The sequence below is a fragment of the Stenotrophomonas sp. 05N37 genome (assembly GCF_056397365.1).
In genome coordinates this window covers 455,544-482,225 of sequence record NZ_JBFTNG010000001.1, presented here as the reverse complement: position 1 = coordinate 482,225, position 26,682 = coordinate 455,544, and the positions used below count along the sequence as shown (strand labels likewise).

The 26,682-nt window shown below is 68.5% G+C and carries 32 protein-coding genes and 1 tRNA gene; 20 read left to right on the top strand and 13 right to left on the bottom strand.

The window, feature by feature from the left end; translation table 11 throughout:
- The first annotated feature begins 63 nt into the window (after positions 1 to 63).
- Positions 64 to 1,635 carry a winged helix-turn-helix domain-containing protein gene (locus AC1DGC_RS02240; RefSeq protein WP_478047129.1) on the top strand — a complete coding sequence of 524 codons (1,572 nt, stop codon included), beginning with the start codon at positions 64 to 66 and terminating at the stop codon, positions 1,633 to 1,635.
- Here the strand turns inward: AC1DGC_RS02240 and AC1DGC_RS02235 are convergent.
- The 4 genes from AC1DGC_RS02235 to AC1DGC_RS02220 all read right to left on the bottom strand — a co-directional run bounded on the left by AC1DGC_RS02235 (position 1,604) and on the right by AC1DGC_RS02220 (position 4,931).
- The gene (locus tag AC1DGC_RS02235; RefSeq protein WP_259205427.1) at positions 1,604 to 2,680 is read right to left on the bottom strand and encodes a serine hydrolase domain-containing protein; all 1,077 of its coding nucleotides are present in this window, start codon (positions 2,678 to 2,680) and stop codon (positions 1,604 to 1,606) included. The genes AC1DGC_RS02240 and AC1DGC_RS02235 overlap by 32 nt on opposite strands.
- Positions 2,681 to 2,765: 85 nt before the next feature.
- A complete protein-coding gene (locus AC1DGC_RS02230) occupies positions 2,766 to 4,349 on the bottom strand; it encodes a PepSY-associated TM helix domain-containing protein (RefSeq protein ID WP_478047128.1) in 1,584 nt (527 codons plus the stop codon).
- Between the two features lie 10 nt (positions 4,350 to 4,359).
- Complete coding sequence (locus AC1DGC_RS02225) at positions 4,360 to 4,623, bottom strand: hypothetical protein (protein WP_478047127.1); 264 nt, start codon at positions 4,621 to 4,623, stop codon at positions 4,360 to 4,362.
- A complete protein-coding gene (locus AC1DGC_RS02220) occupies positions 4,623 to 4,931 on the bottom strand; it encodes a hypothetical protein (protein ID WP_259205417.1) in 309 nt (102 codons plus the stop codon). Before AC1DGC_RS02220 ends, AC1DGC_RS02225 begins: the two co-directional genes overlap by 1 nt.
- A 387-nt stretch (positions 4,932 to 5,318) precedes the next feature.
- On the opposite strand from AC1DGC_RS02220, the gene thrS reads away from it, so the two are divergent.
- The 9 genes from thrS (at position 5,319) to AC1DGC_RS02175 (ending at position 13,293) form a co-directional block, all read left to right on the top strand.
- A complete protein-coding gene (gene thrS, locus AC1DGC_RS02215) occupies positions 5,319 to 7,223 on the top strand; it encodes a threonine--tRNA ligase (RefSeq protein ID WP_259205415.1) in 1,905 nt (634 codons plus the stop codon).
- A 48-nt stretch (positions 7,224 to 7,271) separates the two neighbouring features.
- Positions 7,272 to 7,811, top strand: a complete 540-nt coding sequence (infC, locus tag AC1DGC_RS02210; protein ID WP_172407481.1) for a translation initiation factor IF-3 — start codon at positions 7,272 to 7,274, stop codon at positions 7,809 to 7,811.
- Between the two features lie 441 nt (positions 7,812 to 8,252).
- Positions 8,253 to 8,450 (top strand): 50S ribosomal protein L35, encoded by a 198-nt coding sequence (gene rpmI, locus AC1DGC_RS02205; RefSeq protein ID WP_017355265.1) that lies wholly within the window; start codon positions 8,253 to 8,255, stop codon positions 8,448 to 8,450.
- 10 nt (positions 8,451 to 8,460) lie between these two features.
- Positions 8,461 to 8,820: a 50S ribosomal protein L20 gene (rplT, locus tag AC1DGC_RS02200; protein WP_017355264.1), complete on the top strand. Its 360-nt coding sequence runs from the start codon at positions 8,461 to 8,463 to the stop codon at positions 8,818 to 8,820.
- A 195-nt stretch (positions 8,821 to 9,015) separates the two neighbouring features.
- Complete coding sequence (locus AC1DGC_RS02195) at positions 9,016 to 10,011, top strand: phenylalanine--tRNA ligase subunit alpha (RefSeq protein ID WP_478047126.1); 996 nt, start codon at positions 9,016 to 9,018, stop codon at positions 10,009 to 10,011.
- Positions 10,012 to 10,104: 93 nt separating this feature from the next.
- The gene (gene pheT, locus AC1DGC_RS02190) at positions 10,105 to 12,486 is read left to right on the top strand and encodes a phenylalanine--tRNA ligase subunit beta (protein WP_478047125.1); all 2,382 of its coding nucleotides are present in this window, start codon (positions 10,105 to 10,107) and stop codon (positions 12,484 to 12,486) included.
- 26 nt (positions 12,487 to 12,512) lie between these two features.
- Positions 12,513 to 12,812 carry an integration host factor subunit alpha gene (locus AC1DGC_RS02185; RefSeq protein ID WP_005410432.1) on the top strand — a complete coding sequence of 100 codons (300 nt, stop codon included), beginning with the start codon at positions 12,513 to 12,515 and terminating at the stop codon, positions 12,810 to 12,812.
- The gene (locus AC1DGC_RS02180) at positions 12,793 to 13,149 is read left to right on the top strand and encodes a MerR family transcriptional regulator (protein ID WP_068853353.1); all 357 of its coding nucleotides are present in this window, start codon (positions 12,793 to 12,795) and stop codon (positions 13,147 to 13,149) included. The genes AC1DGC_RS02185 and AC1DGC_RS02180 overlap by 20 nt, the downstream gene beginning before the upstream one ends.
- Before the next feature lie 67 nt (positions 13,150 to 13,216).
- A tRNA-Pro gene (locus AC1DGC_RS02175) sits at positions 13,217 to 13,293 on the top strand.
- A gap of 104 nt (positions 13,294 to 13,397) precedes the next feature.
- On the opposite strand, the gene AC1DGC_RS02170 is transcribed toward AC1DGC_RS02175, so the two are convergent.
- Positions 13,398 to 13,982 (bottom strand): TetR/AcrR family transcriptional regulator, encoded by a 585-nt coding sequence (locus tag AC1DGC_RS02170; protein WP_478047124.1) that lies wholly within the window; start codon positions 13,980 to 13,982, stop codon positions 13,398 to 13,400.
- A complete protein-coding gene (locus AC1DGC_RS02165) occupies positions 13,982 to 14,326 on the bottom strand; it encodes a DMT family transporter (RefSeq protein WP_345780464.1) in 345 nt (114 codons plus the stop codon). The genes AC1DGC_RS02170 and AC1DGC_RS02165 overlap by 1 nt, the downstream gene beginning before the upstream one ends.
- A 185-nt stretch (positions 14,327 to 14,511) precedes the next feature.
- On the opposite strand from AC1DGC_RS02165, the gene AC1DGC_RS02160 reads away from it, so the two are divergent.
- Positions 14,512 to 14,823: a hypothetical protein gene (locus tag AC1DGC_RS02160; RefSeq protein ID WP_394162398.1), complete on the top strand. Its 312-nt coding sequence runs from the start codon at positions 14,512 to 14,514 to the stop codon at positions 14,821 to 14,823.
- Positions 14,824 to 14,929: 106 nt separating this feature from the next.
- Positions 14,930 to 15,781: a 3-methyl-2-oxobutanoate hydroxymethyltransferase gene (gene panB, locus AC1DGC_RS02155; protein ID WP_478047123.1), complete on the top strand. Its 852-nt coding sequence runs from the start codon at positions 14,930 to 14,932 to the stop codon at positions 15,779 to 15,781.
- A 337-nt stretch (positions 15,782 to 16,118) separates the two neighbouring features.
- Here panB and AC1DGC_RS02150 read toward each other — a convergent pair whose 3' ends face one another.
- On the bottom strand, positions 16,119 to 16,592 hold the full coding sequence (locus tag AC1DGC_RS02150; RefSeq protein WP_478047122.1) for a hypothetical protein: 474 nt from the start codon (positions 16,590 to 16,592) through the stop codon (positions 16,119 to 16,121).
- A 124-nt stretch (positions 16,593 to 16,716) separates the two neighbouring features.
- Between AC1DGC_RS02150 and AC1DGC_RS02145 the strand changes: the two genes are divergently transcribed.
- Together AC1DGC_RS02145 and AC1DGC_RS02140 are read left to right on the top strand one after the other, a co-directional pair.
- Positions 16,717 to 17,172 (top strand): GNAT family N-acetyltransferase, encoded by a 456-nt coding sequence (locus AC1DGC_RS02145; protein ID WP_478047121.1) that lies wholly within the window; start codon positions 16,717 to 16,719, stop codon positions 17,170 to 17,172.
- A 108-nt stretch (positions 17,173 to 17,280) separates the two neighbouring features.
- Positions 17,281 to 17,454 carry a DUF1328 domain-containing protein gene (locus tag AC1DGC_RS02140; protein ID WP_259205127.1) on the top strand — a complete coding sequence of 58 codons (174 nt, stop codon included), beginning with the start codon at positions 17,281 to 17,283 and terminating at the stop codon, positions 17,452 to 17,454.
- A gap of 79 nt (positions 17,455 to 17,533) precedes the next feature.
- Here the strand turns inward: AC1DGC_RS02140 and AC1DGC_RS02135 are convergent, their stop codons facing one another.
- The 4 genes from AC1DGC_RS02135 to AC1DGC_RS02120 form a co-directional block, all read right to left on the bottom strand.
- Positions 17,534 to 18,304 (bottom strand): transporter, encoded by a 771-nt coding sequence (locus AC1DGC_RS02135; RefSeq protein WP_259205125.1) that lies wholly within the window; start codon positions 18,302 to 18,304, stop codon positions 17,534 to 17,536.
- A gap of 75 nt (positions 18,305 to 18,379) precedes the next feature.
- Entirely contained in the window at positions 18,380 to 18,805 is a 426-nt protein-coding gene (locus AC1DGC_RS02130) for a hypothetical protein (protein ID WP_394162406.1), read from the bottom strand.
- Between the two features lie 41 nt (positions 18,806 to 18,846).
- A complete protein-coding gene (locus AC1DGC_RS02125; protein WP_259205116.1) occupies positions 18,847 to 19,086 on the bottom strand; it encodes a hypothetical protein in 240 nt (79 codons plus the stop codon).
- Between the two features lies 1 nt (position 19,087).
- Entirely contained in the window at positions 19,088 to 19,924 is an 837-nt protein-coding gene (locus AC1DGC_RS02120; RefSeq protein ID WP_449335403.1) for a MipA/OmpV family protein, read from the bottom strand.
- A gap of 118 nt (positions 19,925 to 20,042) precedes the next feature.
- Here AC1DGC_RS02120 and AC1DGC_RS02115 point away from each other — a divergent pair, with 118 nt between their 5' ends.
- The gene (locus AC1DGC_RS02115) at positions 20,043 to 20,717 is read left to right on the top strand and encodes a response regulator transcription factor (protein WP_259205093.1); all 675 of its coding nucleotides are present in this window, start codon (positions 20,043 to 20,045) and stop codon (positions 20,715 to 20,717) included.
- The gene (locus AC1DGC_RS02110; protein ID WP_394162412.1) at positions 20,714 to 22,069 is read left to right on the top strand and encodes a sensor histidine kinase; all 1,356 of its coding nucleotides are present in this window, start codon (positions 20,714 to 20,716) and stop codon (positions 22,067 to 22,069) included. The genes AC1DGC_RS02115 and AC1DGC_RS02110 overlap by 4 nt, the downstream gene beginning before the upstream one ends.
- 53 nt (positions 22,070 to 22,122) lie before the next feature.
- Here AC1DGC_RS02110 and AC1DGC_RS02105 read toward each other — a convergent pair whose 3' ends face one another.
- On the bottom strand, positions 22,123 to 22,404 hold the full coding sequence (locus tag AC1DGC_RS02105; RefSeq protein WP_394162414.1) for a peptidase: 282 nt from the start codon (positions 22,402 to 22,404) through the stop codon (positions 22,123 to 22,125).
- Positions 22,405 to 22,529: 125 nt separating this feature from the next.
- Here AC1DGC_RS02105 and AC1DGC_RS02100 point away from each other — a divergent pair, with 125 nt between their 5' ends.
- Positions 22,530 to 23,597: a linear amide C-N hydrolase gene (locus tag AC1DGC_RS02100; protein ID WP_394162416.1), complete on the top strand. Its 1,068-nt coding sequence runs from the start codon at positions 22,530 to 22,532 to the stop codon at positions 23,595 to 23,597.
- Positions 23,598 to 23,920: 323 nt separating this feature from the next.
- Here the strand turns inward: AC1DGC_RS02100 and AC1DGC_RS02095 are convergent, their stop codons facing one another.
- Positions 23,921 to 24,358: a MarR family winged helix-turn-helix transcriptional regulator gene (locus AC1DGC_RS02095; protein ID WP_259205081.1), complete on the bottom strand. Its 438-nt coding sequence runs from the start codon at positions 24,356 to 24,358 to the stop codon at positions 23,921 to 23,923.
- Positions 24,359 to 24,436: 78 nt separating this feature from the next.
- Between AC1DGC_RS02095 and AC1DGC_RS02090 the strand changes: the two genes are divergently transcribed.
- The 3 genes from AC1DGC_RS02090 (at position 24,437) to AC1DGC_RS02080 (ending at position 26,644) form a co-directional block, all read left to right on the top strand.
- A complete protein-coding gene (locus tag AC1DGC_RS02090) occupies positions 24,437 to 25,540 on the top strand; it encodes an FAD-dependent oxidoreductase (protein WP_478047120.1) in 1,104 nt (367 codons plus the stop codon).
- 184 nt (positions 25,541 to 25,724) lie between these two features.
- Positions 25,725 to 26,267: a DUF3011 domain-containing protein gene (locus tag AC1DGC_RS02085; RefSeq protein ID WP_259205071.1), complete on the top strand. Its 543-nt coding sequence runs from the start codon at positions 25,725 to 25,727 to the stop codon at positions 26,265 to 26,267.
- A 173-nt stretch (positions 26,268 to 26,440) separates the two neighbouring features.
- Positions 26,441 to 26,644 (top strand): hypothetical protein, encoded by a 204-nt coding sequence (locus tag AC1DGC_RS02080; RefSeq protein ID WP_259205065.1) that lies wholly within the window; start codon positions 26,441 to 26,443, stop codon positions 26,642 to 26,644.
- Positions 26,645 to 26,682: the final 38 nt, after the last annotated feature.

Genomic DNA, 26,682 nt, shown 5'->3' with positions numbered 1-26,682 from the left:
GCTGCCTGCCGGGACACCCACGGCATCTGTGTGGCGGGTCGGCGGTGCCCTATGCTTGGCCGCATGGAAACCGTGCGCCTGCTGGACCTGGATATCGACCGCACCGCGCAGGAGGTGCGGCGTGGCGATGCGCTGTTGCCGGTCAGCGGCCTCAGTTGGCGGCTGCTCGATTGCCTGCTGGCCCACGGCACCGACGTGGCGACCTTCGATACCCTCGCCGAGCAGGTCTGGGCCCCGGCGGTGGTCGGCGAAGACGCCATCAGCCAACGGGTGAAGCTGCTCCGCCAGGCGCTCGGCGATGACAGCCGCCAGCCGCGCTACGTCCGCTCGGTGCGTGGCCGCGGCTACCAGTTGTGCGCGCCGTTGCAGCCGGTCGCGCGCGTCGTAGCGGGCCATCCGGTCCCGCGCAGGCGCTGGTGGGCCGTCGGCGCGGCCGCCAGTGCCGCCGTCGTGGTGGTGGTCACGGCGGTCATGGCCTGGCCCAGCGCCGGCCCGCGCTCGCCGGCGGAGCCGCTGCTGCAGCGTGCCGACCACTACGCCGGGATCGGCCAGGCCAGCAACAACACGCGCGCCATCGCGCTGTATCGGCAAGCCCTGCAGATCGACCCGGACCTGCCCGCCGCGCGACGCGGGCTGGCGCGTGCGCTCGCGGCCGATACCTGCCTGTTCAATGGCCCCGCCGAACAGGCGCAGCAGGCATTGCTCGAAGCGGACCGGGTACTGCGTGCCGCACCCGACGATGCGGCCGCATTCGCCGCGCGTGGGTACGCCCATGACTGCCTCGGATCGATGCCGCGCGCGATGGCCGATTACCAGCGCGCAGTCGCGTTGGACCCGGACGATGAGCGCACGCGCGCCTCGTTGGCGTACCTGCAGCAGGAACAGGGCCAGCTGGTGCAGGCGCTGCAGGCCAACCTGGCGTTGCGCGCCCCCGAGCGCGTGCGCTTCCGTGAGGTGCAGGTCGCGCGTGAACTGGAGCTGCTCGGTTTCACCGACGCTGCGGCACATCGCCACGAACGCAGCTTCCAGTTGTTTCCCGACAATGTGTTCGCCAACATCGCCTGGCCGCGCAGCCTGCTGCTCAGGGGCGAGGCGGGCAGGGCAGACGAGGCGCTGCAGCAGGCGCTGGCCCGCGGCACCCCGCACCCGCAGTTGTACCGCCTGCAGGGCGAGCTGCGGTTTCTGCAGGGGGATGTGGCGGGGGCGGCGCAGGCGTTCGAACGAAGCCGGCAACTGCGTCCGCAGCAGACGCTGGGGCAGACCCTTGCGGGCCTGTATGGCAACGCGCCGGCGACCCCCGACTGGGTGGCCGGGCGGCTGGCGGCGCTGCAGGGCGAGGCCGGCGATGGCTGGGCGGACGCCGCCATCGAGCGCGCCCTGTTGCACCAGGCGCAGGGCGATGCCGATGCGGCCGTGGACGACCTGCAGCGCGCCGTGGACGCCGGTTTCCGCGACGCCGCCTGGTTGCGGGCGACGCCCTTGTTCACTGCGCTGCACGCTGCGCCGGGGTGGACGCCGCTGTTGGCTCGCATCGAGACCGACGTGGCCGCGCAGCGGGCGCGGGTGCTGGCCGCCGCCTGGCGGCCAGACGATCTCGACGGGCTCAGTGCAGGGCCGGCAACAGGAACTCGGTGAGGATCCGCCGCGACTGCGGATGGGCGTAGTTGCGGTTGTACGCACGGCTGGTGACCACGGCCACCAGCTTCCGCGCCGGGATCACGAACACGTAGTTGCCGCCATTGCCGGACATCGCCCACACCGTGGTTTCGCGACCGTCCACCGGCAGCTTCAGGCCCCACCACTGGTACCCGTAGTCGCTGCCATCCCCGGCGCGGGCCTGCGCGCTGACCATCGCCGCCACGTAGCCGGGCGGAAGCAGTGCCTTGCCCTGCCAGCGGCCGTCGGCCAACACCAGCTCACCCAGGCGCGCCAGGTCGCGGCTGCGGTAGCGCGTGCCGCCACCGCCCATGCCGATGCCTTCCGGGGAGCGGTTCCAGTGGCTGGCGCGGATCCCCAGCGGGCGCTCCAGCGCCTGTGCGGCGTAGTCGGCCAGGGGCATCCTGGTGGCGCGCTCCAGCACCGCGCCGAGCACGAACGCATTGGCGGTGCAGTAGGCATGGGCGCGGCCATGCGGGCTGTCCTGCGGGCGCGTCATCCACGGCGCGAACCCCTTCACCGGCAGCGCCAGGGCGAAGTCCAGCCAGCGTTCGGTGACGTACATGCGCTCTTCGTTGCCGGCCGAGAACGCGTTCTCGTCATCGCACTCCCACAGGCTGCTCATGGTGAGCAGGTCCTCGAGGGTGGTGGCGCGCAGGCGCGGGTCGACCGGATGGGTGGCGGTGAATGCGGGGAAGTAGTCGTAGACGCGGGCCTTCACCCCGGGCAGGTGGCCATCGCCGATGGCCGCGCCCACCAGCATCGCGGTGACGCTTTTACTGGCCGAGCGCACGTCATGCAGGGTTTCGGGGCCGGCGCCGTTGAAGTAGTGCTCGTAGGCGACCTGTCCGTCCACCATCAGCAGCACGCTGGTGACGTCCTGGATGTCCTTGCCGGCGATCGCCGCCTCCAGCGCGGCCAGTCGGGCCGGGTCGGGCGTGGCGGGGGCTGCCCGGCCGGGCAGCGGCAGGCAGGCGGCCAATGACAGGATCAGGGCGGCGCAGCGGTGGGGACGGGTGTGCATGGTCAGGCTCCTCGAGGTGGAACCCGACTAGGCCATGGGCACGGCTGAAGTGCTGGAAGAACGCCTGAAGGTTTCTGAAGCCCTGTCAGGACAAGGCATTGCCGGGGCGCGGACGCGACCACACGCTGTTCGGCTCGCCATGCAGTGCGCGCCGGCTGCTGGCCCGTGCCATCGCCGCGAACCCGATCGCCATCGCCAGGGCGACCCCGTCCACCCAGAACAGCGGCCAGTAGCCGCGCTGCGCGCTGGTCCACAGCCATAGCCCGCTCATCCCCCCATGCACCAGCGGGATCAGTGCGGTGACGATCGCCGCCGCCCACAGCAGCTCGCGTGCAGCCTGCCACGGCGCACGCAGCGCGGCCCACAGGGCGCAGCCGCCCCAGACCAGGAAACAGGTCCAGCGCATGCCGGCGTCGGCCTGGGCCGGGGCGAGGTGCTCCAGCAACTGCACGCTGACGAAGGCCGCCGACACCGCCACGCACAGGCCGATGCAGACCCCCACGGTGGCCCGCGCCATGTTGACCTGCGCGCGTCCCTGCTCCTGCTGGCGACGCTTGCGCCGCGACTCGATCCACAGCAGGTTGCCCGAGTAGAACAGGAACGCGCCGCCCAGCCCCAGCGCGAAGTACAGCCAGGGCACCAACCCGTTGCCGTACTCGCCGAAATGCAGTGCATAGGCCGCGGCGAGGGTGGCGTGGTTGGCATCGCGCCGGCCCGGCAACTGGGTGTGCAGCACCTGCCCGGTATTGGCATCCATGGCCACCGCACCCAGCGGCCCCAGCGAGACGCCGCCATCGCCGGTGATCTCGATCACGGCATTGGCATCGCCGGCATTGGCCAGTTTCAGGTAGGCCGGCTCGAAACGCGCCTGGCCCTGGTCGTTGGCCACCGCGATCGCCCGTGCATGCAGCATCGCCAGGCTGCCTGGGCGCACCGGTTGGCCGGCGGCGGCGCGGATCGGGGCGGTGTCCATCGCCGCAGGCAGTGCGGCCAGCAGCTTGCCGTCGTAGATCAGCGGATTGAGCGCGGCCATCTGCAGGAACACCAGGCACAGCAGCGCGCCGGTCACCGCGAACAACAGGTGGAAGGGCAGGCTCAGCACGCCGATCACGTTGTGCGCGTCCTGCCACATCTGCTTGAGGTTGCGGCCGGGCCGCAGCGCGAACAGGTCGCCCAGCAGCTTGGGCAGGTGGATCACCAGCCCGGACAGCAGCGCCAGTCCGTACAGCAGGCTGACCATGCCCATCAGGTAGATCCCGGCCACCGGCAGGCCCAGGGTGTAATGCAGTTCGTTGACCAGTTCGGCCAACCCGGCCTGGGGCGCGGTGGGGCTGCCGTCGTACTGGTCGGCCCAGGCGAACAGCCAGGTGCCCTTGGCGTCCTGCCAGTACGCCACCGATTGCGGCGTTTCGGCGCCGGGGAAGGTCATGCCGATGTGCCTGCGGGCCTCCGGGTGCCGTTCCAGCACGCCGTCCAGCAGCCGCTGCGCATCCTCCAGGGTCTGTGCCGGCTGCTCCATCGCGTGCGGTGATTGCCACAGCGGCAGGTCGTGGTGGAACACGGTGATCGCACCGGCATAGAACGCCACGAACAACGCGAAGCCGGCGACCAGGCCGACCCAGGTGTGCAGGGTGGTGAACGTACGCAGGGTGAGTGAACTGAACTTCATCGGGACATCCTCACAGCACCCAGTGGTTGGCGCGCAGCAGCCACAGCAGGGCGAAGCCGGCCAGCGCACTGCCGCCCAGCCAGGCCCAGGCGCGCAGCCCGGTACGGAAGGCGAAGGCCCAGAGCGCGGCCAGCATCCACGCCGGGATGAAGGCAATCAGGCTCGGCACGATCGCCGACTGCCATGGCCCCGGCGGCAGCCAGGCGAGCAGCCCGGTGACCGCCGCGGCGAGGAAGAAACCGGCCAGCAGGCCGGCCAATGCACGTGCCCACATCAGCGCCGCGCCTCGCGTTCGGGGCGCGTCCAGGCGGCCAGGTAGGGCAGCACCAGCGCGGTCAGCATCCACCCGGCGAGGGTCACGCACAGCCCGGTGGCCAGGCCGAGCTGGCCCATCCACAGCCATAGCGAGGTTGCCGCCGCGACCAGCCCGATCTGCCGGCCCAGGCGCCCGGCACGGCGCAGCCGCGGCCAGCGGCAATGGGGCGAGGCGGCATAGAAGGCCAGCGCCGAGAACGCCGACGCGGCGCCGGCGACGCCGCAGTACAGCAGGGCCAGGGTCGCGCCGTTCAGCACGGGGCGCACATCGAACGCAGGGCGGCAACCATCGCAGGTCCTTGGGAGAAAGCACCGCCGGGCGTCGCACGGCGTGCTGCGCATGGTAATCATTGCGGTTTTGGTCTGCCACACGGCCCCGTTCAGATGCAGGCCGGGCGTGCCGATGGCAGCAAAAAAACCGGGCTTGGTTTAAGATCGACGGCAACACCCTTCAGGCAACAAGGTGGCCCGCGCCCAGCGCCGGTCCAGCGTGCGACATGAGCACTACCATTGCCCACCGCTGAACGCTCCCGACGGCCCCTTGCAGGCGCCTTCGTGGCGCTTTTTTTATGGCCGGCCCGCCTGTCGCCATTGCCCACCTTCCCGCATTCGTCTCCCGGCCTGCGCTGCAGGCCCACCAGAAAAAGCCCAGTCATGATCGCGATCACGCTCCCCGACGGCAGCCGCCGTGAATTCGAACACCCCGTCAGTGTCATGGACGTCGCCCAGTCGATCGGCGCCGGCCTGGCCAAGGCCACCATCGCCGGTTCGGTGGATGGCGTGCTGGTCGATGCCAGTGACGTGATCGACCGTGATGCCCGCCTGCGCATCATCACCGCCAAGGACGAGGAGGGCGTGGAGATCATCCGCCACTCCAGCGCCCACCTGGTCGGCCATGCGGTCAAGCAGCTGTACCCGGACGTCAAGATGGTGATCGGCCCGGTCATCGCCGAAGGCTTCTACTACGACATCTACTCCGAGCGTCCGTTCACGCCCGAGGACATGGCCGCCATCGAGAAGCGCATGGGCGAGCTGATCGCGCAGGACTACGACGTCATCAAGAAGGTCACCCCGCGCGCGGAGGTCATCGAGATCTTCAAGGCGCGTGGCGAAGACTACAAGCTGCGCCTGATCGAGGACATGTCCCCGGACATCCAGGCCATGGGCATGTATTACCACCAGGAATACGTGGACATGTGCCGCGGCCCGCACGTGCCCAACACGCGCTTCCTGAAGGCCTTCAAGCTGACCCGCATTTCCGGCGCGTACTGGCGCGGCGATGCCAAGAACGAGCAGCTGCAGCGCATCTACGGCACCGCCTGGGCCGACAAGAAGCAGCTCGAGGCCTACATCAAGCGCATCGAAGAAGCCGAAATGCGCGACCACCGCCGCATCGGCAAGCAGCAGGAGCTGTTCCACCTGCAGGAAGAGGCCCCGGGCCTGGTGTTCTGGCACCCGAAGGGCTGGGCGCTGTGGCAGGTGGTCGAGCAGCACATGCGCCGCGTCTACCGTGACAGCGGTTACGGCGAGGTGCGCTGCCCGCAGATCCTGGACGTGTCGCTGTGGCAGAAGTCCGGCCACTGGGACAACTACCAGGAAAACATGTTCTTCACCGAGTCGGAGAAGCGCACCTACGCGGTCAAGCCGATGAACTGCCCGGGCCACATCCAGGTGTTCAACCAGGGCCTGCACAGCTACCGCGACCTGCCGATCCGCTATGGCGAATTCGGTTCGTGCCACCGCAACGAGCCGTCCGGCGCGCTGCACGGCATCCTGCGCGTGCGCGGCTTCACCCAGGACGACGGCCACGTGTTCTGCACCGAGTCGCAGATCGAGGCCGAAGTGACCGCCTTCCACCAGCAGGCGCTGGCGGTCTACACGACCTTCGGCTTCGAGGACATCCAGATCAAGATCGCGCTGCGCCCGGAAAAGCGCCTCGGCGATGACGCCACCTGGGACAAGGCCGAGGGCGCGCTGCGCTCGGCGCTGGGCAGCTGTGGCGTGGAATGGCAGGAGCTGCCGGGCGAGGGCGCCTTCTATGGCCCGAAGATCGAGTACCACCTCAAGGACGCCATCGGCCGTACCTGGCAGCTGGGCACGATGCAGGTCGACTTCATGATGCCCGGCCGCCTCGGCGCCGAATACGTGGACGAAAACAGCCAGAAGAAGCACCCGGTCATGCTGCACCGGGCCATCGTCGGCTCGATGGAGCGTTTCATCGGCATCCTGATCGAGCACCACGCCGGGTCCTTCCCGTCCTGGCTGGCTCCGACCCAGGTGGTGGTGGCCAATATCACCGATGCGCAGGCTGAATACGTGAACGAAGTCCGGAAAACCCTTGCAGATCAAGGCTTCCGGGTAAATGCCGATTTGCGCAACGAGAAGATCGGATATAAGATTCGCGAGCATACGCTGCAGCGGGTCCCGTACCTGCTGGTGGTCGGCGACCGTGAGAAGGAAAATGGCGCCGTGGCCGTGCGTACGCGCTCGGGCGAAGATCTGGGCAGCATGTCCGTCCAGGCCTTCATCGAGCGGTTGCAGGCAGAACAGTCCGTGTAAGAAAGTCCCGGCCCTGCGGATGATCCGCTCTGGGCCGGTTTGATTCCTCTGGGAGATTGCAATATCAGTACCCCTGACAACAAACAGAACCGCAAGAATCAGGAAATCCGGGTGCCGCGCGTCCGCGTGATCGGCAGTGACGGAGAAATGATTGGCGTGTTGACGCGTGACGAAGCGCTGTCGATGGCCGAAGACGAAGGTCTGGACCTGGTCGAGATTCAGCCGCAGGCTGATCCGCCGGTGTGCAAGATCATGGACTTCGGCAAGTTCAAGTTCGAAGCGCAGAAGAAGGCCAACGAGGCCAAGAAGAAGACCAAGCAGGTCGAGATCAAGGAAGTGAAGTTCCGCCCGGTCACCGATGAAGGCGACTACCAGATCAAGCTGCGCAAGATGCGCGGTTTCCTGGAAGAGGGCGACAAGATCAAGGTCAACATCCGCTTCCGTGGCCGTGAAATGAGCCATCAGGAACTGGGTCGCGAGATGGCCAACCGGATCGAGGGTGATCTGGGCGAGGACATCGTGATCGAGTCCCGTCCGCGCCTCGAAGGCCGGCAGATGGTGATGATGATCGCGCCGAAGAAGAAGTAACCGACCCTCGGCCTCGGCCCGAACGGGCGGGGCGGGCGCAGCGCCGGGCCATGCCCGGCTGCCGGCGCCGCCGGCGTCGTGTGCTTCAGATTCGCGTCACAAGGCAGGGGCGCCTTTTCAGGCGCCTGCTGCCGTTTGCCGTGGTCGCACTCCCCCTGCGGCCTGTACGGTCGGCGTTCCAGGCCTGCCGGCGCCGGCAAACAGCCGCCCAATCAAGCGTTTGCAACTGCCCGGCTTCACGGGCATAATGGGCGGCCCCGTTTTGCGGGGGTGCTGTTTTGAACGGTTTCCCGCCCCACAAAGGCACGCTGTTTCAATGGCAACAGGACCGGCCTGGTTCCCATCGGGGATCCCGGGCTTACAAGCAGGCAAGGGCACGGACGGAAAGTGTGGCAATGCCACCGCCCTGGTCAGTGACAAAACATCATCAAGGACATTGCAATGCCCAAGATCAAGACCAACCGGGCGGCGGCCAAGCGTTTCCGCAAGACCGCCTCCGGCAAGTTCAAGGCTGGCCATGCCAACCGTAGCCACATCCTCACGAAGAAGTCGACCAAGCGGAAGCGCAATCTGCGTCAGACGAACCATGTTCGTGCAGAAGACGCAGGCCGTTTGAACCGTATGCTTCCCTACCTCTGAGGACTGACCCATGGCACGAGTAAAGCGTGGCGTACAGGCGCGTCGCCGCCACAAGAAAATCCTGACCCTGGCGAAGGGTTATTACAACGCTCGCCGCAAGGTCTTCCGCGTTGCCAAGCAGGCCGTGATCAAGGCGCAGCAGTACGCCTACATCGGTCGTAAGCAGAAGAAGCGCAATTTCCGTTCGCTGTGGATCACCCGCATCAACGCGGCTGCCCGCATCAACGGCCTGAGCTACAGCCGTTTCATGAACGGCCTGCTCAAGTCCGGCATCACCCTGGACCGTAAGGTTCTGGCTGACATCGCCGTGCACGACGCAGCTGGTTTTGCTGCACTGGCCGAGAAGGCCAAGGGCGCACTGGCGGCATAAGTCCATTCCCCTGCCGTTGCCGTTCACGCGCAACGGCTGTGGGTAAGGCAAATGCATGGGGAAGGGCGCAAGTCCTTCCCCATTCTTTTTTGTGTTGGCGGTGGCCCTCCCGGTGCCATCGATCGACAGCGGTGGCGACGGGGGTCGGCCCGACGCGCATCGCGATGGCATACCGACGCGAGGCTCCGGCTATCCATGAGTGACATCCAATCCCTGACCACCCAGGCACTGGCCGACGTGGCCGCCGCCAGCAGCCCCGACGCGCTGGAAGCCCTGCGCGTGGCCCTGTTGGGCAAGAACGGCAGCATCACCGCCCAGCTCAAGCAGCTCGGCGCATTGCCGGCCGATGAGCGCAAGGCCGCCGGCGAAGCCATCAACCGCTCCCGCGACGCGCTGACCACCGCGCTGGCCGACCGCAAGGCCGTGCTGGACGACGCTGCCCTGGACGCACGCCTGGCCGCCGAAGCGATCGACATCACCCTGCCGGGGCGTCGCGCCGATCGCGCTGGCCTGCACCCGGTCACCCGTACCCTGGAGCGCATCACCGAGATCTTCGGGCGGCTCGGTTACGAGCTCTCCGAAGGCCCGGAAATCGAAGATGACTGGCACAACTTCGAAGCCCTGAATTTCCCGCCGCACCACCCGGCGCGCGCGATGCACGACACCTTCTATTTCGGCGATGGCCGCCTGCTGCGCACGCATACCTCCGGGGTGCAGGTGCGCTACATGGGCGACCACGCGCCGCCGCTGCGCATGATCGCCGCCGGCAAGGTCTACCGCAGCGACAGCGACCAGACCCATTCGCCGATGTTCCACCAGGTCGAAGGCCTGCTGGTGGATGAGCATTCGACCTTCGCCGACCTCAAGGGCACGCTGTCCGAGTTCGTGCGCGCGTTCTTCGAGCGCGATTTCGAGATGCGCTTCCGTCCCAGCTACTTCCCCTTCGTCGAGCCTGGCGCGGAAGTGGACATCGCCTGGCAGCAGCCCGACGGCAGCACCCGCTGGCTGGAAGTGCTCGGCTGCGGCATGGTCCACCCCAACGTGCTGCGCAACGTGGGCATCGATCCGGAGCGCTACACCGGCTTCGCCTTCGGCCTGGGCGTGGAGCGCTTCGCGATGCTGCGTTACGGGGTCAACGACCTGCGCGCGTTCTTCGAGAACGACGTGCGGTTCCTGAAGCAGTTCGCGTAAGCACGTCGGCTAAGGGCCGGGCCATGCCCGGCTGGATCGGATCCAAGACCATCACGGCCCAGGCGCATGCGCCGGGCCCACCAGGGTGACACCATGAAATTCTCTGAAAACTGGCTGCGCAGCCACGTTCCCGCATCGGCCTCGCGCGAAGAGCTCAGCGCGGTGCTGACCGCCATCGGCCTGGAAGTGGAAGAGGTCACCGCGCTCGGCGCGGGCCTGGACCACGTCGTGGTCGCGCGCATTGTCTCGGCCGAACGTCATCCCGAAGCCGATCGCCTGCAGATCTGCCAGGTCGACGCGGGGCAGGGCGAGCACCTGCAGATCGTCTGCGGCGCGCCGAACGCACGCCCGGGCCTGCTTGCGCCGCTGGCCATGGTGGGCGCGCAGATCGGCACGCTGGCGATCAAGCCGGCCAAGCTGCGCGGCGTGGAGTCCAACGGCATGCTGTGCTCGGCCAAGGAACTGGGCCTGGACAGCGATGCCTCGGGCCTGTTCGAGCTGCCGGACGATGCGCCGGTCGGCCAGTCGCTGGTCGAGTACCTCGGCCTGCCCGACGCCAGCATCGAGATCAAGCTGACCCCCAACCGTGCCGATTGCTTCAGCATCCGCGGCATCGCCTTCGACGTGGCCGCCGCGTGCGCCAGTGAAGTGGTGCCGTTCACCGCCGCGCCGGTCCCGGCGGTGGGGACGCGCGAACTGACCGTTGCACTGGCCGCAGGCGCCGAGGCGCCGCGTTACGTCGGTCGCGTCATCGAGGGCATCAACGCGCGCGCGGCCACTCCGCTGTGGATGGCCGAGCGCCTGCGTCGCAGTGGCGTGCGCCCGGTGTCGCTGCTGGTGGATATCACCCAGTACGTGATGCTGGAGCTGGGCCAGCCGATGCACGCCTTCGACCTGGGCACCCTGCAGGGCAGCATCGGCGTGCGCCGTTCGCGTGCCGGTGAAGCGCTGAAACTGCTGGACGGCCGCGATGCCGCGCTGGACGACAGCTTCCTGGTCATCACCGACGCCGATCGCCCGATCGCGCTGGCTGGCCTGATGGGCGGCTTCGACACCCGCGTCACCGATGACACCACCGCCGTGTTCCTGGAGGCGGCGCACTTCGCGCCCGCCGCGATCATGGGCCGTGGCCGCAAGCTGGGCCTGCATACCGATGCCGGCCATCGCTTCGAGCGCGGCGTCGACCCGGCGCTGCCGCGTACCGCCATCGAGTACGCCACCCGCCTGGTCCTGGACCTGGCCGGCGGCACCCCGGGCCCGGTCACCGAAGCGCTGCGTGCGGACGACCTGCCGGCGACCGCCACGATCGCCCTGCGCCGTGCGCGCATCGCCCGCGTGCTCGGCATCCAGATCGCCGATGCCGAGGTCGAGCGCATTCTGCGCGCGCTGGGCATGGACGTGGCGGCGGCCACCGACGGCTGGCAGGTGACCGCGCCGAGCCGCCGGTTCGACATCGCGATCGAAGAAGACCTGATCGAGGAGCTGGCCCGCATCCACGGCTACGAGCAGATCCCGACCACGCTGCCGGGCGGCGCATCGCGCATCGCCATGCCCAGCGAGACCCGCCTGGACGACCTCAGCGTCCGCCGCCAGCTGGTCGCGCGGGACCTGCAGGAGACCATCAACTACGCCTTCGTCGACGCCGGCCTGCTGGGCCACTGGCAGTTGCAGGGCGACGTGGTGGCGCTGGCCAACCCGCTGTCGGCCGAACTGGCGGTGATGCGCCCGTCGCTGCTGCCGGGGCTGGTGGCCACGCTGGGCCGCAACGCGGCGCGCCAGCTGGGCCGGGTGCGCCTGTTCGAACTGGGCCGCAGCTTCCACCCGCAGGCCGGCGACGGCCAGCCGGCGCCGCTGGAAACCCAGCGCGTGGCCGCCGCCGTGTGCGGCGATGCAGATCCGCAGCAATGGGGTTTGGCCACCCGCAAGGTCGACTTCCATGACCTCAAGGGCGACCTGGAATCGCTGGCCGCCGCCTCCGGCGCGGTGCTGACCTTCCAGCCCTCGCAGCGCCCGTATGGCCACCCGGCGCGTTCGGCCGATGTGCTCCGCGATGGCGTGGTGCTGGGCTGGATCGGCCAGGTGCACCCGCGCCTGGCCAAGGCCATGGACATCGACGTGGACGTGTTCGCCTTCGAGCTGGACCTGGCCCTGCTGGCGGCCCGCCAGCTGCCGCGTGCCAGCGAGCTGTCGCGCTTCCCCTCGGTGCGCCGCGACCTGGCCTTCCTGGTACCCGAGGCCGTCGCCTGGGCCGACCTGGAGGCCACCCTGCGCCGTGCCGTCGGCCCGTTGCTGCGCCAGGTCACCCTGTTCGACCGCTACGTCGGCCAGGGGGTCGAGCCGGGCTTCAAGAGTCTCGCTATGGGCTTGATTTTGCAGGACAAGTCGCGCACTCTGACGGACCGCGACGTGGATTCGGTAGTGGCCGAGGCGGTCTCTGCCATGGAGCGTGAACACCACGCCCGGATCCGCGGTTGAGCGGGCAGCATGGGGGATAGCAGGCAATGGCATTGACCAAGGCTGAGATGGCCGAAAAGCTGTTCGACGAAGTGGGTCTGAACAAGCGCGAGGCCAAGGAATTTGTCGACGCGTTCTTCGATGTGTTGCGAGAGGCATTGGAACAGGGACGTCAGGTGAAGCTGTCCGGCTTCGGCAATTTCGACCTGCGGCGCAAGAACCAGCGCCCGGGCCGCAACCCGAAGACCGGTGAGGAAATTCCGATTTCCGCCCGCACGGTGGTCACCTTCCGTCCGGGCCAGAAGCTCAAGGAAAGGGTAGAGGCATATGCTGGATCCGGGCAGTAACCGCGAACTTCCGCCGATACCGGCCAAGCGCTACTTCACCATTGGTGAAGTCAGCGAGCTGTGCGACGTCAAGCCGCACGTGCTGCGCTACTGGGAGACCGAATTTCCCAGCCTGGAACCGGCCAAGCGCCGCGGCAACCGACGTTACTACCAGCGCCACGACGTGCTGATGGTGCGCCAGATCCGCGGCCTGCTCTACGAGCAGGGCTACACCATCGGCGGCGCGCGCCTGCGCCTGGAAGGTGCCGGCGCCCGCGACGAATCGGCGCTGAGCAACCAGATCATCAAGCAGACGCGGATGGAGCTGGAAGAAGTGCTTCAATTGCTGCGTCGCTGAACAAATACGCGGATAAAACCGTTATACTCGTCGGCCCGCTGAGAGGCGGGGACATTGCCAGCATCATCGGGGCGTAGCGCAGCCTGGTAGCGCATCTGCCTGGGGGGCAGAGGGTCGTCGGTTCAAATCCGGCCGTCCCGACCAATGTTGGTAAACGATCAAGGGCTTGCACAGCGATGTGCGGGCCCTTTTTCATTGCGTGCGGGAAACACCGCGCGCCGGCACCGCCGCGCGCGCTGGCGCCGCCGTCAACCGCGCGCCACGCCCGCGCCGGCATCCTCGCAGGTGAAGCGCAACACGGCGTCCAGCAGTGCCTCCAGGCCGTCGGTGTCATACGCACCGAAGCCACTGCCCAGCATCTGCAGCCAATAGCCGTCGGCGGCCAGCCGCGCGACCCGCAGCCTGGGGTCGGTGCGCTCGGCGGGGAGCGCGTCCAGGCGGGCGCCGAGCCACTGCCGCCACTGTTCGGCGAACGCCGGTTCCACCAGCGCGGTGAGGGAGAACCTCGCCCAGCTGCGATCGTCCCTCTGCATCGCCGCGAACGTGGCCCGCACATACGCGCGCGTGAAGCGCCCGTGGGGCGTCGGGTCGTCGGCGAGCAGCGCGTCTATCGCCACGCCGAACTGCGCCAGGCACTCGGCATAGGCGGCCTCGAGAAGCGCCTGGCGGTTGGGGAAATGATGGAACAGCGCGCCCTTGCTGACGCCCGCGCGTGCGGCCACGGCGAGCACGGTGACGCTGCCCAGGCCGGCGTGCACGGCCTCCTGCACGACCGCGTCCAGCAGCGCGGCACGCACGATGTCCGGCTGCCGGCGGCGTGTGCTGGCGCCCATCAGTGCGCCGCCGCCTTGGAGAAGGCGTTGATCATGACCACGCCCGCGACGATCAACGCCACGCCGGTGACGGCCTGCCAGTCCAGCGACTGCTTGAACACGGTCACGCCGATCACCAGGGTGAGCACGATGCCCACGCCGCCCCAGATCGCATAGGCGATGCCCAGGGGCAGCGTCTTCAAGGCATGGCTGAGCAGGTAGAAGGACACCAGGTAGCACAGGGCCATGCCGAGCGTAGGACCGAGCTTGCTGAACTGCTCGGTCTTCTGCAGCAGCAGGGTGCCGGTGACCTCGGCCACGATGGCGCCGGACAGGAACAGGTACGCAGTGATGAGGGGGGACATGATGTCATCCGTTGTTAGATACCGACCGGGCGGTATGTTACTTGCCTGCGCGATGAATGGCGGATGACCGCGCATTCACGCGCGCCGCTTTCGGGACGGGCGTTGCGGGTCGTCGGCGCGTCGGCGAGCGCGGCTTCCAGGTGGCGGGCCCGTTGCGAGGGACGACGTAGCGGCTACCATGCCGCATGACTACTTCTCCGGCGGATCCAAACGCACCGCGCCTGCTTGGTTTCGACGTGCCCGACCTGCACAGCCGCGTCGACCACGCCGAGGACGAGGCCATCGTGGCCATGCTCGATGTCGAACCCTCGAGCGCGTGGCTGCAGGTCTTCCATGCCCATGTCGATGCCCTGAAGGGCGAACTCGGCCTGGCCGGGGTGGCCATGGATGGCCGCAGCATCCGCTTCTTCGGCTCCATCGCCGACAGTCGACGCCTGGCCAATGAGATTACCGGGCTGATCAAGGACGTCGCGCAGGCGCTGTCCAGCCAACGCTGACCCTCCGCACGGCGGACCCGCCACGCGATCGCGCGGCGTGGCGCATGCCGTGCGGTTTCCCGTAGCGCAGCCGACCGACGGTCGGCGTTACATTCAAGGTATTGCCATGAACGAACAACCCCCGCCGTACGCCACTCCCAAGAGCCCATTGGCGCAGGCCAAGCGCGTGCGCATTCCGCACCTGCAGCAGATGAAGGAACGCGGCGAGAAGTGGGCGATGCTGACCGCCTACGACATGTACACCGCGGCGATCTTCGAGGATGCGGGCATCCCGGTGCTGCTGATCGGCGATTCGGCGTCCAACAACGTGCTCGGCAACGACAGCCTGCTGCCGATCACCGTCGATGAGCTGATGCCGCTGGTGCGCGCGGTGAGCCGGTGCACGCGCCGGCCGCTGGTGATTGCCGATCTGCCGTTTGGCTCTTACCAGGCCTCGCCGGAGCAGTGCTTCCACACCGCGGTGCGCTTCATGAAGGAAGGTGGCGCGCATGCGGTGAAACTGGAAGGCGGGATCGAGATGGTGCCGCAGGTGCGCAAGCTGGTCAGCTCCGGCATCCCGGTGATGGCGCACATCGGCTTCACCCCGCAATCGGAGCACCAGTTGGGCGGCTTCCGCGTGCAGGGCCGTGGCGATGGTGGTCCGGTGCTGGTGGAAGCGGCGCGTGCATTGGAAGCGGCCGGTGCGTTCGCGGTGTTGATCGAGATGGTGCCGGCCGACGTGGCCGCGCAGATTACCGCCGCGGTGTCGGTGCCGACGGTAGGCATCGGCGCGGGTAGCGACTGCGATGCGCAGGTGCTGGTGTGGCAGGACATGGCCGGGCTGCGAACCGGCGCATTGCCGCGTTTCGTCAAGCAATACGCAGACATGCACGGGCTGCTGCAGAAGGCCGCGCGCGAGTTTGCCGCCGAGGTGGAGGCGGGTGTGTTCCCCGGGCCGGAACACGCGTTCCAGTCGTAACCGGCAGGGGCGGGGTGCAGCGCGTCGGGTGGCCGTCCTAGCCGATGGCGCGCAGCACTTCTTCGATCAGAACCACGTAGCAGGCCACGAAGTAGAACTTCAGCAAGGCCGGATGTTGCTTGGTGATAAGCGCGCGCATGGGCGTGAGCAGGAAGGAGTGGACGCCTCGATTGTGACGGAGGCGTGAATTTGTGGCAATGATCACAAATTAAACGCGCTTAGCGAGATGATGAACGTTCATGAGGCCATCTTGATCCAGTGCCAAGTGATTGATATTAAAGGGTTCAATCGGAGTTCAATCGCTCCCGGACGGCCCGTCTCGCCTTCCGGAATGCCTTCAGCGTGTCCCTGCCGCGCCGCGCAGCAGCCGGCGCAGGAGCGCCGCGGCCAGGGTGAGCGGCAGGATGATCGGCCACTGCAGGAGGAACAACCCGGTGGTGACCTCCCATGTTGTCCAGGTCGTGCCGAATACCTGCGCATCCGGCGGTCCGAGGCGGATCACCGCCAGCGTGGCCAGCACGAATGCCAGGTCCTGCCAGACGCGTGGCCGGCGCAGGCGGGCCAGCCAGTCAACCAGGACCAGCGCGGGCAGGACCACCAGGCTGGCCAGCAACGCATGGATCAGCACATCGCCACGTGCGTAGCCGTAGGGAATCGAGGGCCATGTCCAGCCGAGCCGGTCGCTCACAAGGGCGGCGGTCAGCACGCACGCGAAGGTGACCGACGTGGTGGACAGCACGGCAAGATCGATGGCGGCCTGCCACAGCGTGCGTGCGAGCGTCGGTGGTGATGCAGCGGGCAGGGTCGTCATGCGGGCGTGGGCGGTGCGGGCGGCAATCTCAACAGATTTCGCCGTCGCTGTCGCGCCCGGTTTCCCGCGTGGCGTGCGCAACGTCTAGCGTGATCCAACCGACCACGCCATGACGGAGAACAGGATGATCAGGACGTTGCTCGATGCCGACCTGGACGCTGCAAGCGCGGTGTGCATGCGTGCCTTCCTGATGGCCGTGGCGCCGTCGCTGGCAGCGCACGGCGTGGCGACGTTCCGCGTGATCGCCGCGCCGGATGGCTTTGCACAGCGCCGTGACCAGGACAACCTGCAACTGGTGTACGACGCGTCGGGACAGTTGCAAGGCGTCGGCGAACTGAAACAGCGCCGCCACGTGGCGATGCTGTTCGTCGACCCGGCATGCCAGCGCCAGGGCGTAGGCGAGGCGTTGTTGGCCGCGCTGGTCGCGCAGGCACGCACCGAGGTGCTCACCGTCAGCGCCTCGTTGCCGTCGGTGGATTTCTACGCACGCCATGGTTTCCAGTGCGCCGGCGACGTGGCCGAGTCGGCGGGGCTGGTGTACCAGCCGATGCAACGCACGCTGGTCGCAGGGAGCGGCTGAGTCGCACGCTGCTTCACGCCCTTCGTGCGCGCTGTTCACGAGGGCGGGACGGGCGCGCGACTATCGTGACTGCCTGTCAGTCATCCCGTTCCGGGAAAAAGGATCAGCATGATCAAGTGGGCCATCATCTTCGCCATCATCGGCCTTATCGCCGGCGCGCTCGGCTTCGGCGGCCTCGCCGGTGCATCCATCGGCGTGGCCAAGTTCCTGTTCTGGGCCGGCATCATCATCGCCGTGGTGCTGTTCCTGCTGGGCATGACCATCGCCAAGAAGGTCACCTGAGCAAGAAAGTCACCTGAGCCTGGCCGATGCCCGGCGGCAAACGACGAAGGCCTGCGCAGCGATGCGCAGGCCTTCTGCGTTACTGGAAGAAGAACGACACGCCCAGCCCGGCCTGCAGGTCGGGGCTGTCGTGGTCCAGGCCCACATCGAAGGAGGCGTCCAGTTGCACCGTGCGCGCCACCATCCAGGTGAGGCCGGCGCCGGCGATGGCGGTAGACGGCTCGCCGTCGGTATGCGTGAACCCGGCTTCGATGTAACTACTGACGCGGTCGCTCAGTGCCACGCTCAGGCTCGGCGACCAGGTGACGCTGTCCTCGCCCGCGCCACGGGTGGCATTGGCATACAGCGCGCCGCTCCAGCGGTCGTCAAAGGTGTACTCGTAGCTGGCGCCGAGGGCGTATTGGGTGCCGCCTTCGCTGAAATCGCGGGCGCCGGTGGCGAAACTGCTGCTGGCGAGCAGCGCGAAGGCGTGCCTGTCGGAGGAAGAAGGCAGTGCGATCTTCAGCGCCAGGCCGCTGTCGCCGGCACCGTTGATGCTGCGCGAGCGGGCGCCGCGCGGGTCCACCTGCAGGTGGTTCCAGGGCGTGCTGAACACCTGCAGTTCCACGTGCTCGGCCACGCCGATGCGCAGGTTGAGGTCACTGCTGTACTGGGTGGAACGGGTGCCGTCCTCATCGCGGTCGCGCTCCACGCTGGGCAGGCCCCACTCCAGCGCCACGCTGCCGCGCGGCAGCGTGCTGGGCGAGAAGCCGATGCCGGGGCGGTCGAAGGCGGGGGTCTCCTCGCCGCCGTCCTGCGCCAGGGCAGGTGAGGCGAGCAGCAGCAGGGCCAGGGTGGTGGTCAGGCGCATCGTACGATCTCCGGTAAGCGCGGCAGCTTGGTAGAGCGCGCGCCAAGGGATCGTGAGGGTAGTGACCGAACGCGCTCAGGCGTCTGGGCGGGTCAGGGCCAGCAGTCCATCGAGCAGGCGGTTGGCGCGCGGCCGGCCATCGGCATCGATCGGGTCGGCCAGCGACTGCAGCCAGAAGCCGTGCGCGGCGCGGCGCGCGGCGGTCAGGCGATGGTCGCTGCCTTCGCCGGGATGCTGCAGCAGGCGGCCCTGGATCCAGTGCTTGAGCGCCTGGGCGATCTCGGGATCGGGACGCCCGCGCGGCGCGCCGGGCCCCGCATCGTTACGGGCCAGGCAGGCGCGGAAGATCGCGGTGACGTAGGCGCGCGAGAAGCGCCCGTGGATGACCGGGTCCGCTGCGATCAACGCCTCCACGGCGTGATCGAAATCGACGAGGGCCTGGGCGAGCAGCGGATCGCCGCTGCTGTCCTGGGTGCTCATCATCGGGAAGGGTCGGCTCATGCAGGCTCCGTCGGGTGGGGCGAAAATACGGACCGGCGCAGCTAGTGCAACGCCGGCGGCGCGGCCTGTGGCAGCCGTGGCACGGTGTCGCCGGGCTGCAGCAGGAGGTCGTTGAGCAGCGCGATCACCCGCTCGCCTTCGCCGTTGCAGGCCAGCTCGAAGGTGGTCTGCATGCCGAGCGAGGGCAGCGGGGTGTGCAGGATCCAGTCGAGCACCGCCGTCCGGTTCGGCTCGATGCGCAGGGCCATTTCGGCGACGCGGCGTACGATTCCCTGGCGCATGTCAGAACCCGTAGCTGAGCGAGAGCGCGGCCGCGTCCATGTGGTCGCCACGCGTCATCGGGCTGTCCTTGATCGCATCGGACAGGACGGAGCGACGCAGCGAGGCCGTCGCGGTCCAGTGCGTGCCCAGCGGCATCACCGCGGTCAGGTCGATGTACGGCGAGACGCCACTGCCGGCACGATAGCGGGCCAGGCCGCTGCGGCGCGCTTCGGCATCGCTGATGCCGAAGTAGTAGTCGTTGAGGGCGCTGCCGGCATAGTTCACGCCGATCCCGGGCATCAGGGTGACCCGGCCGGTGGGCAACGGATAGGCGTACTTGGCGTCTGCGGCGATGCCACCGCCGTGGCCGCTGACCTCGGCCTGCACGTTGGCCTGCACCAGGCCCCACGACGCGTTGTGGCGGAGCGCCACGCCGGCCATCGCGGAGAAGCCGCGGTTGGACAGCTGGCGCAGTTGCAGGTCGTCGCTGTCCTTGCGCTTGAAGCGCATCATGTACGGCGAGGCCATCAGCGAGACTTCGGTCTGTTCGGTGTCGAACACCTTGTAGCCGATGCTGCCACCGCGCAGGTGGAACCTGCGGCCTTCGTAGCTGATGATCGGTGCCGCGACGGTGTCGGTCCCGTAACCGGCATACGGGGATTTCAAGGCCACCACGGCCACGCCGAGGCTGCTGCGCGGCTTGGCGCCCGGCGCCTGGGCCATGGCGCTGCCCGCGGCCAGCCAGGCCACGGTCATCAGCGCGAGCGCGAGCAGATAGGGGCCGATGGCCCGCGGGGCGCCGTCGTTGGCGTTGGGGCGGCAGTGGCCTGCCTGGGGGGAGTCTTCCTTGGAACGCACGCGCGTGTACCTGCAACAGTGGAATGCCAGACAGGCAGGGTGCCGGGGCTACATTGTCGGAACGTTGCGCCGGGCCGCGCGGTACCATCGGCAGCCGTCGACCCTGTCCCCCACGCCCATGCGCATCCTGCTGCTCGAAGACGATCCGGAACTGGCCAATGCCATCCAGGCCAGCCTGGGCCGGCACGGCATGGTGGTGGACGTGGTGGCCAGCATGGCCCAGGCCGGCGAAGCGCTCAAAGCCGGCGTGCACCAGATCCTGCTGCTGGACCGGCAGTTGCCCGATGGCGACGGCGCCAACTTCGTGCGCGTGGCGCGCAGCCTGGTGCCCAACCTGCCGGTGATCATGCTCACCGCGCGCGATTCGGTGGCCGACCGGGTGGTCGGCCTGGACGTGGGCGCCGACGACTACCTGACCAAACCTTTCGCGGTGGAAGAGCTGCTGGCGCGGATCCGCGCGATCTCGCGGCGGCCCTCGCAGATCGCGCTGCCGGTGCTGCTGCTGGGCCGCCTGCAGTTCGATTTCGTCGCACGCGAGGCGACGGTCAATGGCGTGCTGCTGGCGTTGCCGCGCCGGCAGTTGCTGGTGCTCGAAGCGCTGGCGGTACGGCAAGGTCGCACGGTGGCGCGCGCGGCGCTGCTGGAAGCGGTGTACGGTTTCGACGATGCGATCCAGTCCAATGCGCTGGACGCGCACGTGTCCAAGCTGCGCAAGGCGCTGGCCGAGGCGGATGCGCAGGTGGAAATCCACGTCATGCGCGGCATCGGCTACCTGTTGAAGGAGGTGGCATGAAATTCCTCAAGCCCGGGTCGCTGTCCTTCAGCCTTGCCTGGAAGATCATCCTCATCCAGGTGACCATGGTGGCGATGGGGCTGGTCGGCATGGTGCTGATGTATGGCGACAGCGGCGCGGGCTACATCGACTGGAAGATGAGCGAGTCGATCGCCAAGTCGATCCGTGTCGACGGCGATGCGCTGCAGGTGGACTGGGCCGCGCTGGACCGCGCCGCGCAGGACCGACCGGCCACGTTCTGGTTTGCCGCCAGCGACGAGGACGGTCGCCAGCTCACCCACGGCACCGTGCCGGAGGTCTTCCGCCCGCTGGTGGCGCAGCTGCAGTACCTGGAGCCCACCGACATCCGCACGCGCACGCGCGCGGCCGAGCTGGCGATGCGGATCTGGGTCAACGACACGCCGGAGGGACGCGTGCACGTGATGATCGGCGGCATGCCGCATCGCGGGTTGTGGCGGCAGATGCTGGTGGTGATCGGTTACCTCGGTGGCTGGATCACCGTGCCGCTGATCGTGATCACGCTGGTGGTGGCACCGTGGGCGATCCACCGCTCGCTGCGCGGGGTCAACCGGGTGGCCGCGCAGGCGGCGGCGATCCAGATCAACGAGCGTGGCGGCGGCCTGGATACGCACGCGGTGCCGGCGGAAATCTTCCCGCTGGTGGATGCCTTCAATGCCGCCGTGCGGCGCATCGGCGAAAGCTACGACGCGCAGGACCGTTTCCTGGTGGGGGCGGCGCACGAACTGCGCATGCCGATCGCGATCCTGGCCACGCGCATCGACGACCTGCCGCCGGGGCCGGCACGCTCGCGGCTGCAACGCGACCTGAGCCGACTCAGCAACATCGCCGAGCAGTTGTTGGACCTGCAGCGGCTGGATCACCATCGCAGCCACTCCCAGCGCGTGGACCTGGCCGCGCTCACCCGCGAAGTGGCCGGTGACGTGGCACCGCTCGTGCTCGACGCCGGCTATGCCTTCTCGGTGGATGCACCGGAGGAGCCGGTGTGGGTGCGGGGCGATCCGCATGCGCTGCATCGGGTGGTGGCCAGCCTGTTGCAGAACGCGATCGCCCACGGAGGCGACCGCGGCATGATCGCGGTGGCGCTGCAGCCCGATGGCGTGCTGGCGGTGACCGATGAAGGCTCCGGCGTGCCCGAGCAGGAGCGCCAGGCCATCTTCGAACCGTTCCATCGGTTGCGGCCCAGCGGCAGTGGCAGTGGCCTGGGGTTGTACCTGGCGCGCGAGATCATGCTGCGCCACGGCGGCAGCATTGCGGCAGAAAGCGCGGCCGGCGGCGGCGCGCGCTTCGTGGTGGCATTGGCGGTCGATCGCGGTGCTGCGACGCCGGGCTGAGGCCGGCGCGCGACTGCGATACGCCCGCACCCGCGGCACCCGCGCGGGGGCGATCAGCGCGACGCACCTTGGCCATCGTGGCGCGCTGGCGCCGCCGCGCAGTACGCATCGAAGGCGGCCGCGCTGTTGTCGATCTGGCGGGCCTTGGCGAGTTCCCAGGGCCGCTCGCATTGCGCGGTGCGCGCGCACCAGCGGTAGCCGGCCGAACCAATGCAGCCGTGGGGGTCACGGTCTGCGCCGGGCATCGGCGGGGCGGGGGAGGGCCCTGCAGCGCCGGGGTGGCTGCAGGCGGTGAGCAGGCTGACCAACAGTACGACGGGAAGGGATCGCCACATGGCCGGAGCTCCTTGTGCAGGTCCGGCCAGCGTAGCGCGTGCAGGGGCGCTGCCGGTTCACTGCCTCATCACCGGGCATGGGCTGTGATCGGGCGCATCACCCCCGCCCTGCCCGGAGACCGCTGATGACGTCTTTCGCGTACGTGCGTCTGTCGCTGCTGGCGCTGGCCCTGTCCGCCACCGCCGCCGCGGTCGCTCCGGCCGCGGCCTGCACCCGCGTGGTCTACCTGGGCGACCACCAGGATGTGATCACCGCGCGGTCGATGGACTGGAAGAGCGACATCGCCACCCATCTCTGGGTGCTGCCGCGCGGCATCGCGCGCACTGGCCAGGCCGGCCGCCATTCCATCCGCTGGACCGCCCGCTACGGCAGCGTGGTCGCCAGCGCGTACGACGTCGCCACCACCGACGGCCTCAACGAGGCCGGGCTGTCGGCCAACCTGCTGTGGCTGGTGGAGTCCGGGTATCCCGCGGCGCGCGGGCGCAAGCCGGGCCTGGCGATCTCGCTGTGGGCGCAGTACATGCTCGACAACTTCGCCACCGTGGCAGAGGCCGTGGCGGCGCTGCAGCGCGAGCCCTACGCGCTGGTGACCGACAGGGTGCCCGGCGAGACGCGGCTGGCCACCCTGCATCTGTCGCTGTCCGATGCCAGCGGCGACAGCGCCATCATCGAGTACATCGACGGCAAGCAGGTCATCCACCATGACCGCGCCTACCAGGTGATGACCAACTCGCCGGTGTTCGAGCAGCAGTTGGCGCTCAATGCGTACTGGCAGCAGATCGGTGGCACGGTGATGCTGCCTGGCACCAACCGATCGGCCGATCGGTTCGCGCGCGCAACGTTCTACGTCAACGCCATTCCCAAGTCCGAGGACCCGGTGGTGGCGCTGGCCAGCGTGTTCAGCGTGATCCGCAACGTGTCGGTGCCTTACGGCATCACCACCGAAGGCGAGCCCAACATCTCTTCCACGCGGTGGCGCACGGTGGCCGACCACAAGCGCAGGCTGTATTTCTTCGAGTCCGCGCTCACCCCCAACACCTTCTGGGTGGATCTGAACAAGGCCGACTTCAGCGTCGGCGCGCCGGTGCGCAAGCTCGACCTGGGCACCGACCAGCGCAACGTATTCGCCGGTGATGCACTGGCCCGGTTCCAACCCGCGGTCCCATTCGTCTTCCTCGGCACCGGCGACTGACGCCGTAGATTCAGACCAATCCGATATCCCGGCTGCTGTGCCGCCCGTATCGTGCTGCACGTGCGCTTCTTTCCGCACGGATGCGCGCCGCAGGAGCGATCAGCATGGTGATCAGAGTGCAATGCAAGGACCGCCGCTGGCAGGTCATCCACCCGTTGCGTGCCGCCCCGATCGGCTTCGCCAGCGGCGCGGTGGCGTTCGATTTCGCCGACGCGCTGGCCCGTGCGCACCACGACAAGACCGGGCAGGTCAGTGCGGTACGCGTGGAGGCGCTGGGCGCGTTCGTCGATGCGGTGCGTTACGGCGCGGCCGCCGCGACGGACTTACGCGTCGCGGTCGAGGTTGCCACTGAGCCGCTGCAGGAAGCTTGCCAGCAGCATGGTTTCATCGACACTGAAGCCGGCCAGCATGCGGGTGTTGCCGTCGTTGAGGATCTCGCGCGCCTGCGGTAACCGCTGCAGCGCCAGTGGGGTGAGCTCGATGCGCTGCGCGCGCGGGTGGTGGGGATCGGGAAAGCGCTGGATCAGGTGATCGCGCTCCAGCCGTGCCAGGGTCTGCGCCATCGAGGGTTGTTCCACCCGCAGCAGGCGGGCCAGCTCGGCCTGGGTCGCCGCCTTGCCTTGGCGCAGGGCCTCCAGCACCGGCAGGCTGGCCATGCCCAGGCCCAACGGGCGCAGCTCGGTTTCGGCCATCCGGCTCAACTCGCGGGCCACCCGCTTGATCAGGAAAGACGGGACGTTCCTGGGATCGGGACGCTCCATACGCTCGCTCCGGTCTGTTGACATAGGCGCCTATTATATAGAGCATAGGGTCCTATGTTTAAGCCCTGGAGGCGGTCGATGTCCCCGTTCCCCCGTATTGCCATCGTCGGTGCCGGCCCGGCCGGCCTGCTGTTGGCCTGCCGCCTGCACCAGGCCGGCAGGCCGTTCACCCTCTACGAAGCCGACGGCGCCGCCGATGCGCGCAGCCAGGGCGGCATGCTCGACCTGCATGTGGACACCGGCCAGGCCGCGCTGCGCAGTGCCGGCCTGTTCGAGCGTTTCCAGCAGTGGGCGCGCTATGAAGACCAGGGCATGCGCCTGTTCGATGCCGACGGCCGGCTGCTGCTGGAAGACGACGGCCAGGCCGGCGACCGCCCGGAGATCGACCGCGGCCACCTGCGCGACCTGCTGCTGGCGGCGCTGCCGGCCAACACCGTGCGGTGGGGCCACGCGCTGCAGCAGGCTGCGTTCGAGGGCGAGCAGGTCGAGCTGCGGTTCGGCAACGGCCACGTCCAGCGGCATGACCTGGTGGTCGGCGCCGACGGTGCCTGGTCGAGGCTGCGCCCGCTGCTCACCGGGGTGCGTCCGCTGCATGCGGGTATCACGCTGTACGAGCTCTCGCTGCCGGATGTCGACCGGGCCCATCCGCAGTTGGCGGCGCTGGTCGGGCACGGCACGTTGATCGCCAAACGCGGACAGACCACGTTGTTCGCCCAACGCAATGCCGGGGCCCACGTGCGCGTTTACGCCTCGCTGCCGCAGGTGCTGGGCGAGGGCGACCTGGCGCCCCTGTTGTCGCGCGAGGACCTGCTGGAGCAGTTCGCCGATTGGCATCCCGACCTGCGCCGCCTGATTGCCGAAGCCGGCGACGCCGTGCGGCCGTGGCCGATCCACATGCTGCCGGTGGGCCATCAGTGGACGCATCGCCGGTCGCTCACGCTGGTGGGCGATGCCGCGCACCTGATGCCGCCGGCAGGCGAAGGCGCCAACCTGGCCCTGCGCGACGCGGCCGACCTGGCCGACGCCGTGTGCAGCGGGGCGTGGGAGGTGGCCGTACCGGCCCATGAGCAGGTGATGATGGCGCGGGCGGCGGTGGCTGCGGCGAGCGCGCAGCGCCTGCTGGTGGCCAGCTCGCCGACCCATCTGCTGGAGGTGCTGGGCGGCGACCCGGCGACGGCCTGACGCGCATCCCGCGGTGGGGCAGGGGGATGTGACGCACGCCGGCACGGCCCAGTCAGCCAGGCGTCGGTTACCTAAATAGGGGATGAAATCAGCGACTTTCGGCCTATGTCGCGTCCCCTCGCTTTGCCACATCCTGTGTCCCACCACCACACACGGTTCAGAGGCAGGCATGAGGAGCAACGGGATGAAGCACGGAAAGCGCACGTGGATGTGGGCATTGCTGCCCTCGATGCTGCTGTTGGGCGGCGCGGTGCAGGCGCAGTCGTACGGCGGCTACAGCGATGGCCCGGTACGTTGCGAATCGATCAAGGGTCGCACCCAGCAGTGCGCACTGGATGGCCGTGCCCGGCTGGTCCGGCAGATCTCCGGTACGCCCTGCGTGGAAGGGCAGACCTGGGGCCAGGCCCGCAACGGCGTCTGGGTCACCCAGGGCTGCCGTGCCGAGTTCATCGCCGAAGGCCGCGGCCGGGGCGGCGGCTGGGGCAACAACCACGGCGGTAACAACCATGGCGGCAACAACGGGGGCAATTGGGGCGGGCGTGGCGAGCTGCTGACCTGCGACTCGAACAACCGCCGCCGTCAGCGTTGCACGGCCAACGTGCGCAACGAGGCGCGGCTGATTCGCCAGACCTCGGGCACCGCCTGCGTGGAAGGCAGCACCTGGGGCTGGGACCGCACCGGGATATGGGTCGACGGCGGCTGCCGCGGCGAGTTCATGGTCAACTGATCGACCGGGCCGCTGCCGTGCGTAGATTCAGAAAAATCTGATACGGCGCACAGTTTTGATGGAGTACTGTCCGGGGCGGGAAGCCCCGGCTTCCCTGCCGACAGGGGCCGCCGCGCTGCAATGGCGCGGCCTGGCCGCCTCCGGTATGCCGCCTCATGGAGAGAGAGCATCGCATGCTGATCCGCCTGCAACTGGAGCACCGCCTGTGGCGTGTGCTGCACCCGGATAGACTGGAATCCTTCCGCTTCCACGACAGCGCCAAGGCGTTCGATTTCGCCGATGCGCTGGCACGCCTGCACCACACCGAAACCGGCCACCGCAGCTCGGTGCGGGTGGAAGCCAGCGGCGCGTACGTGGAGGCGGTGCGCTACGGTTGAGGCCCGCGCGGCGGCACAGGCGCGGACACCAGAGCGGC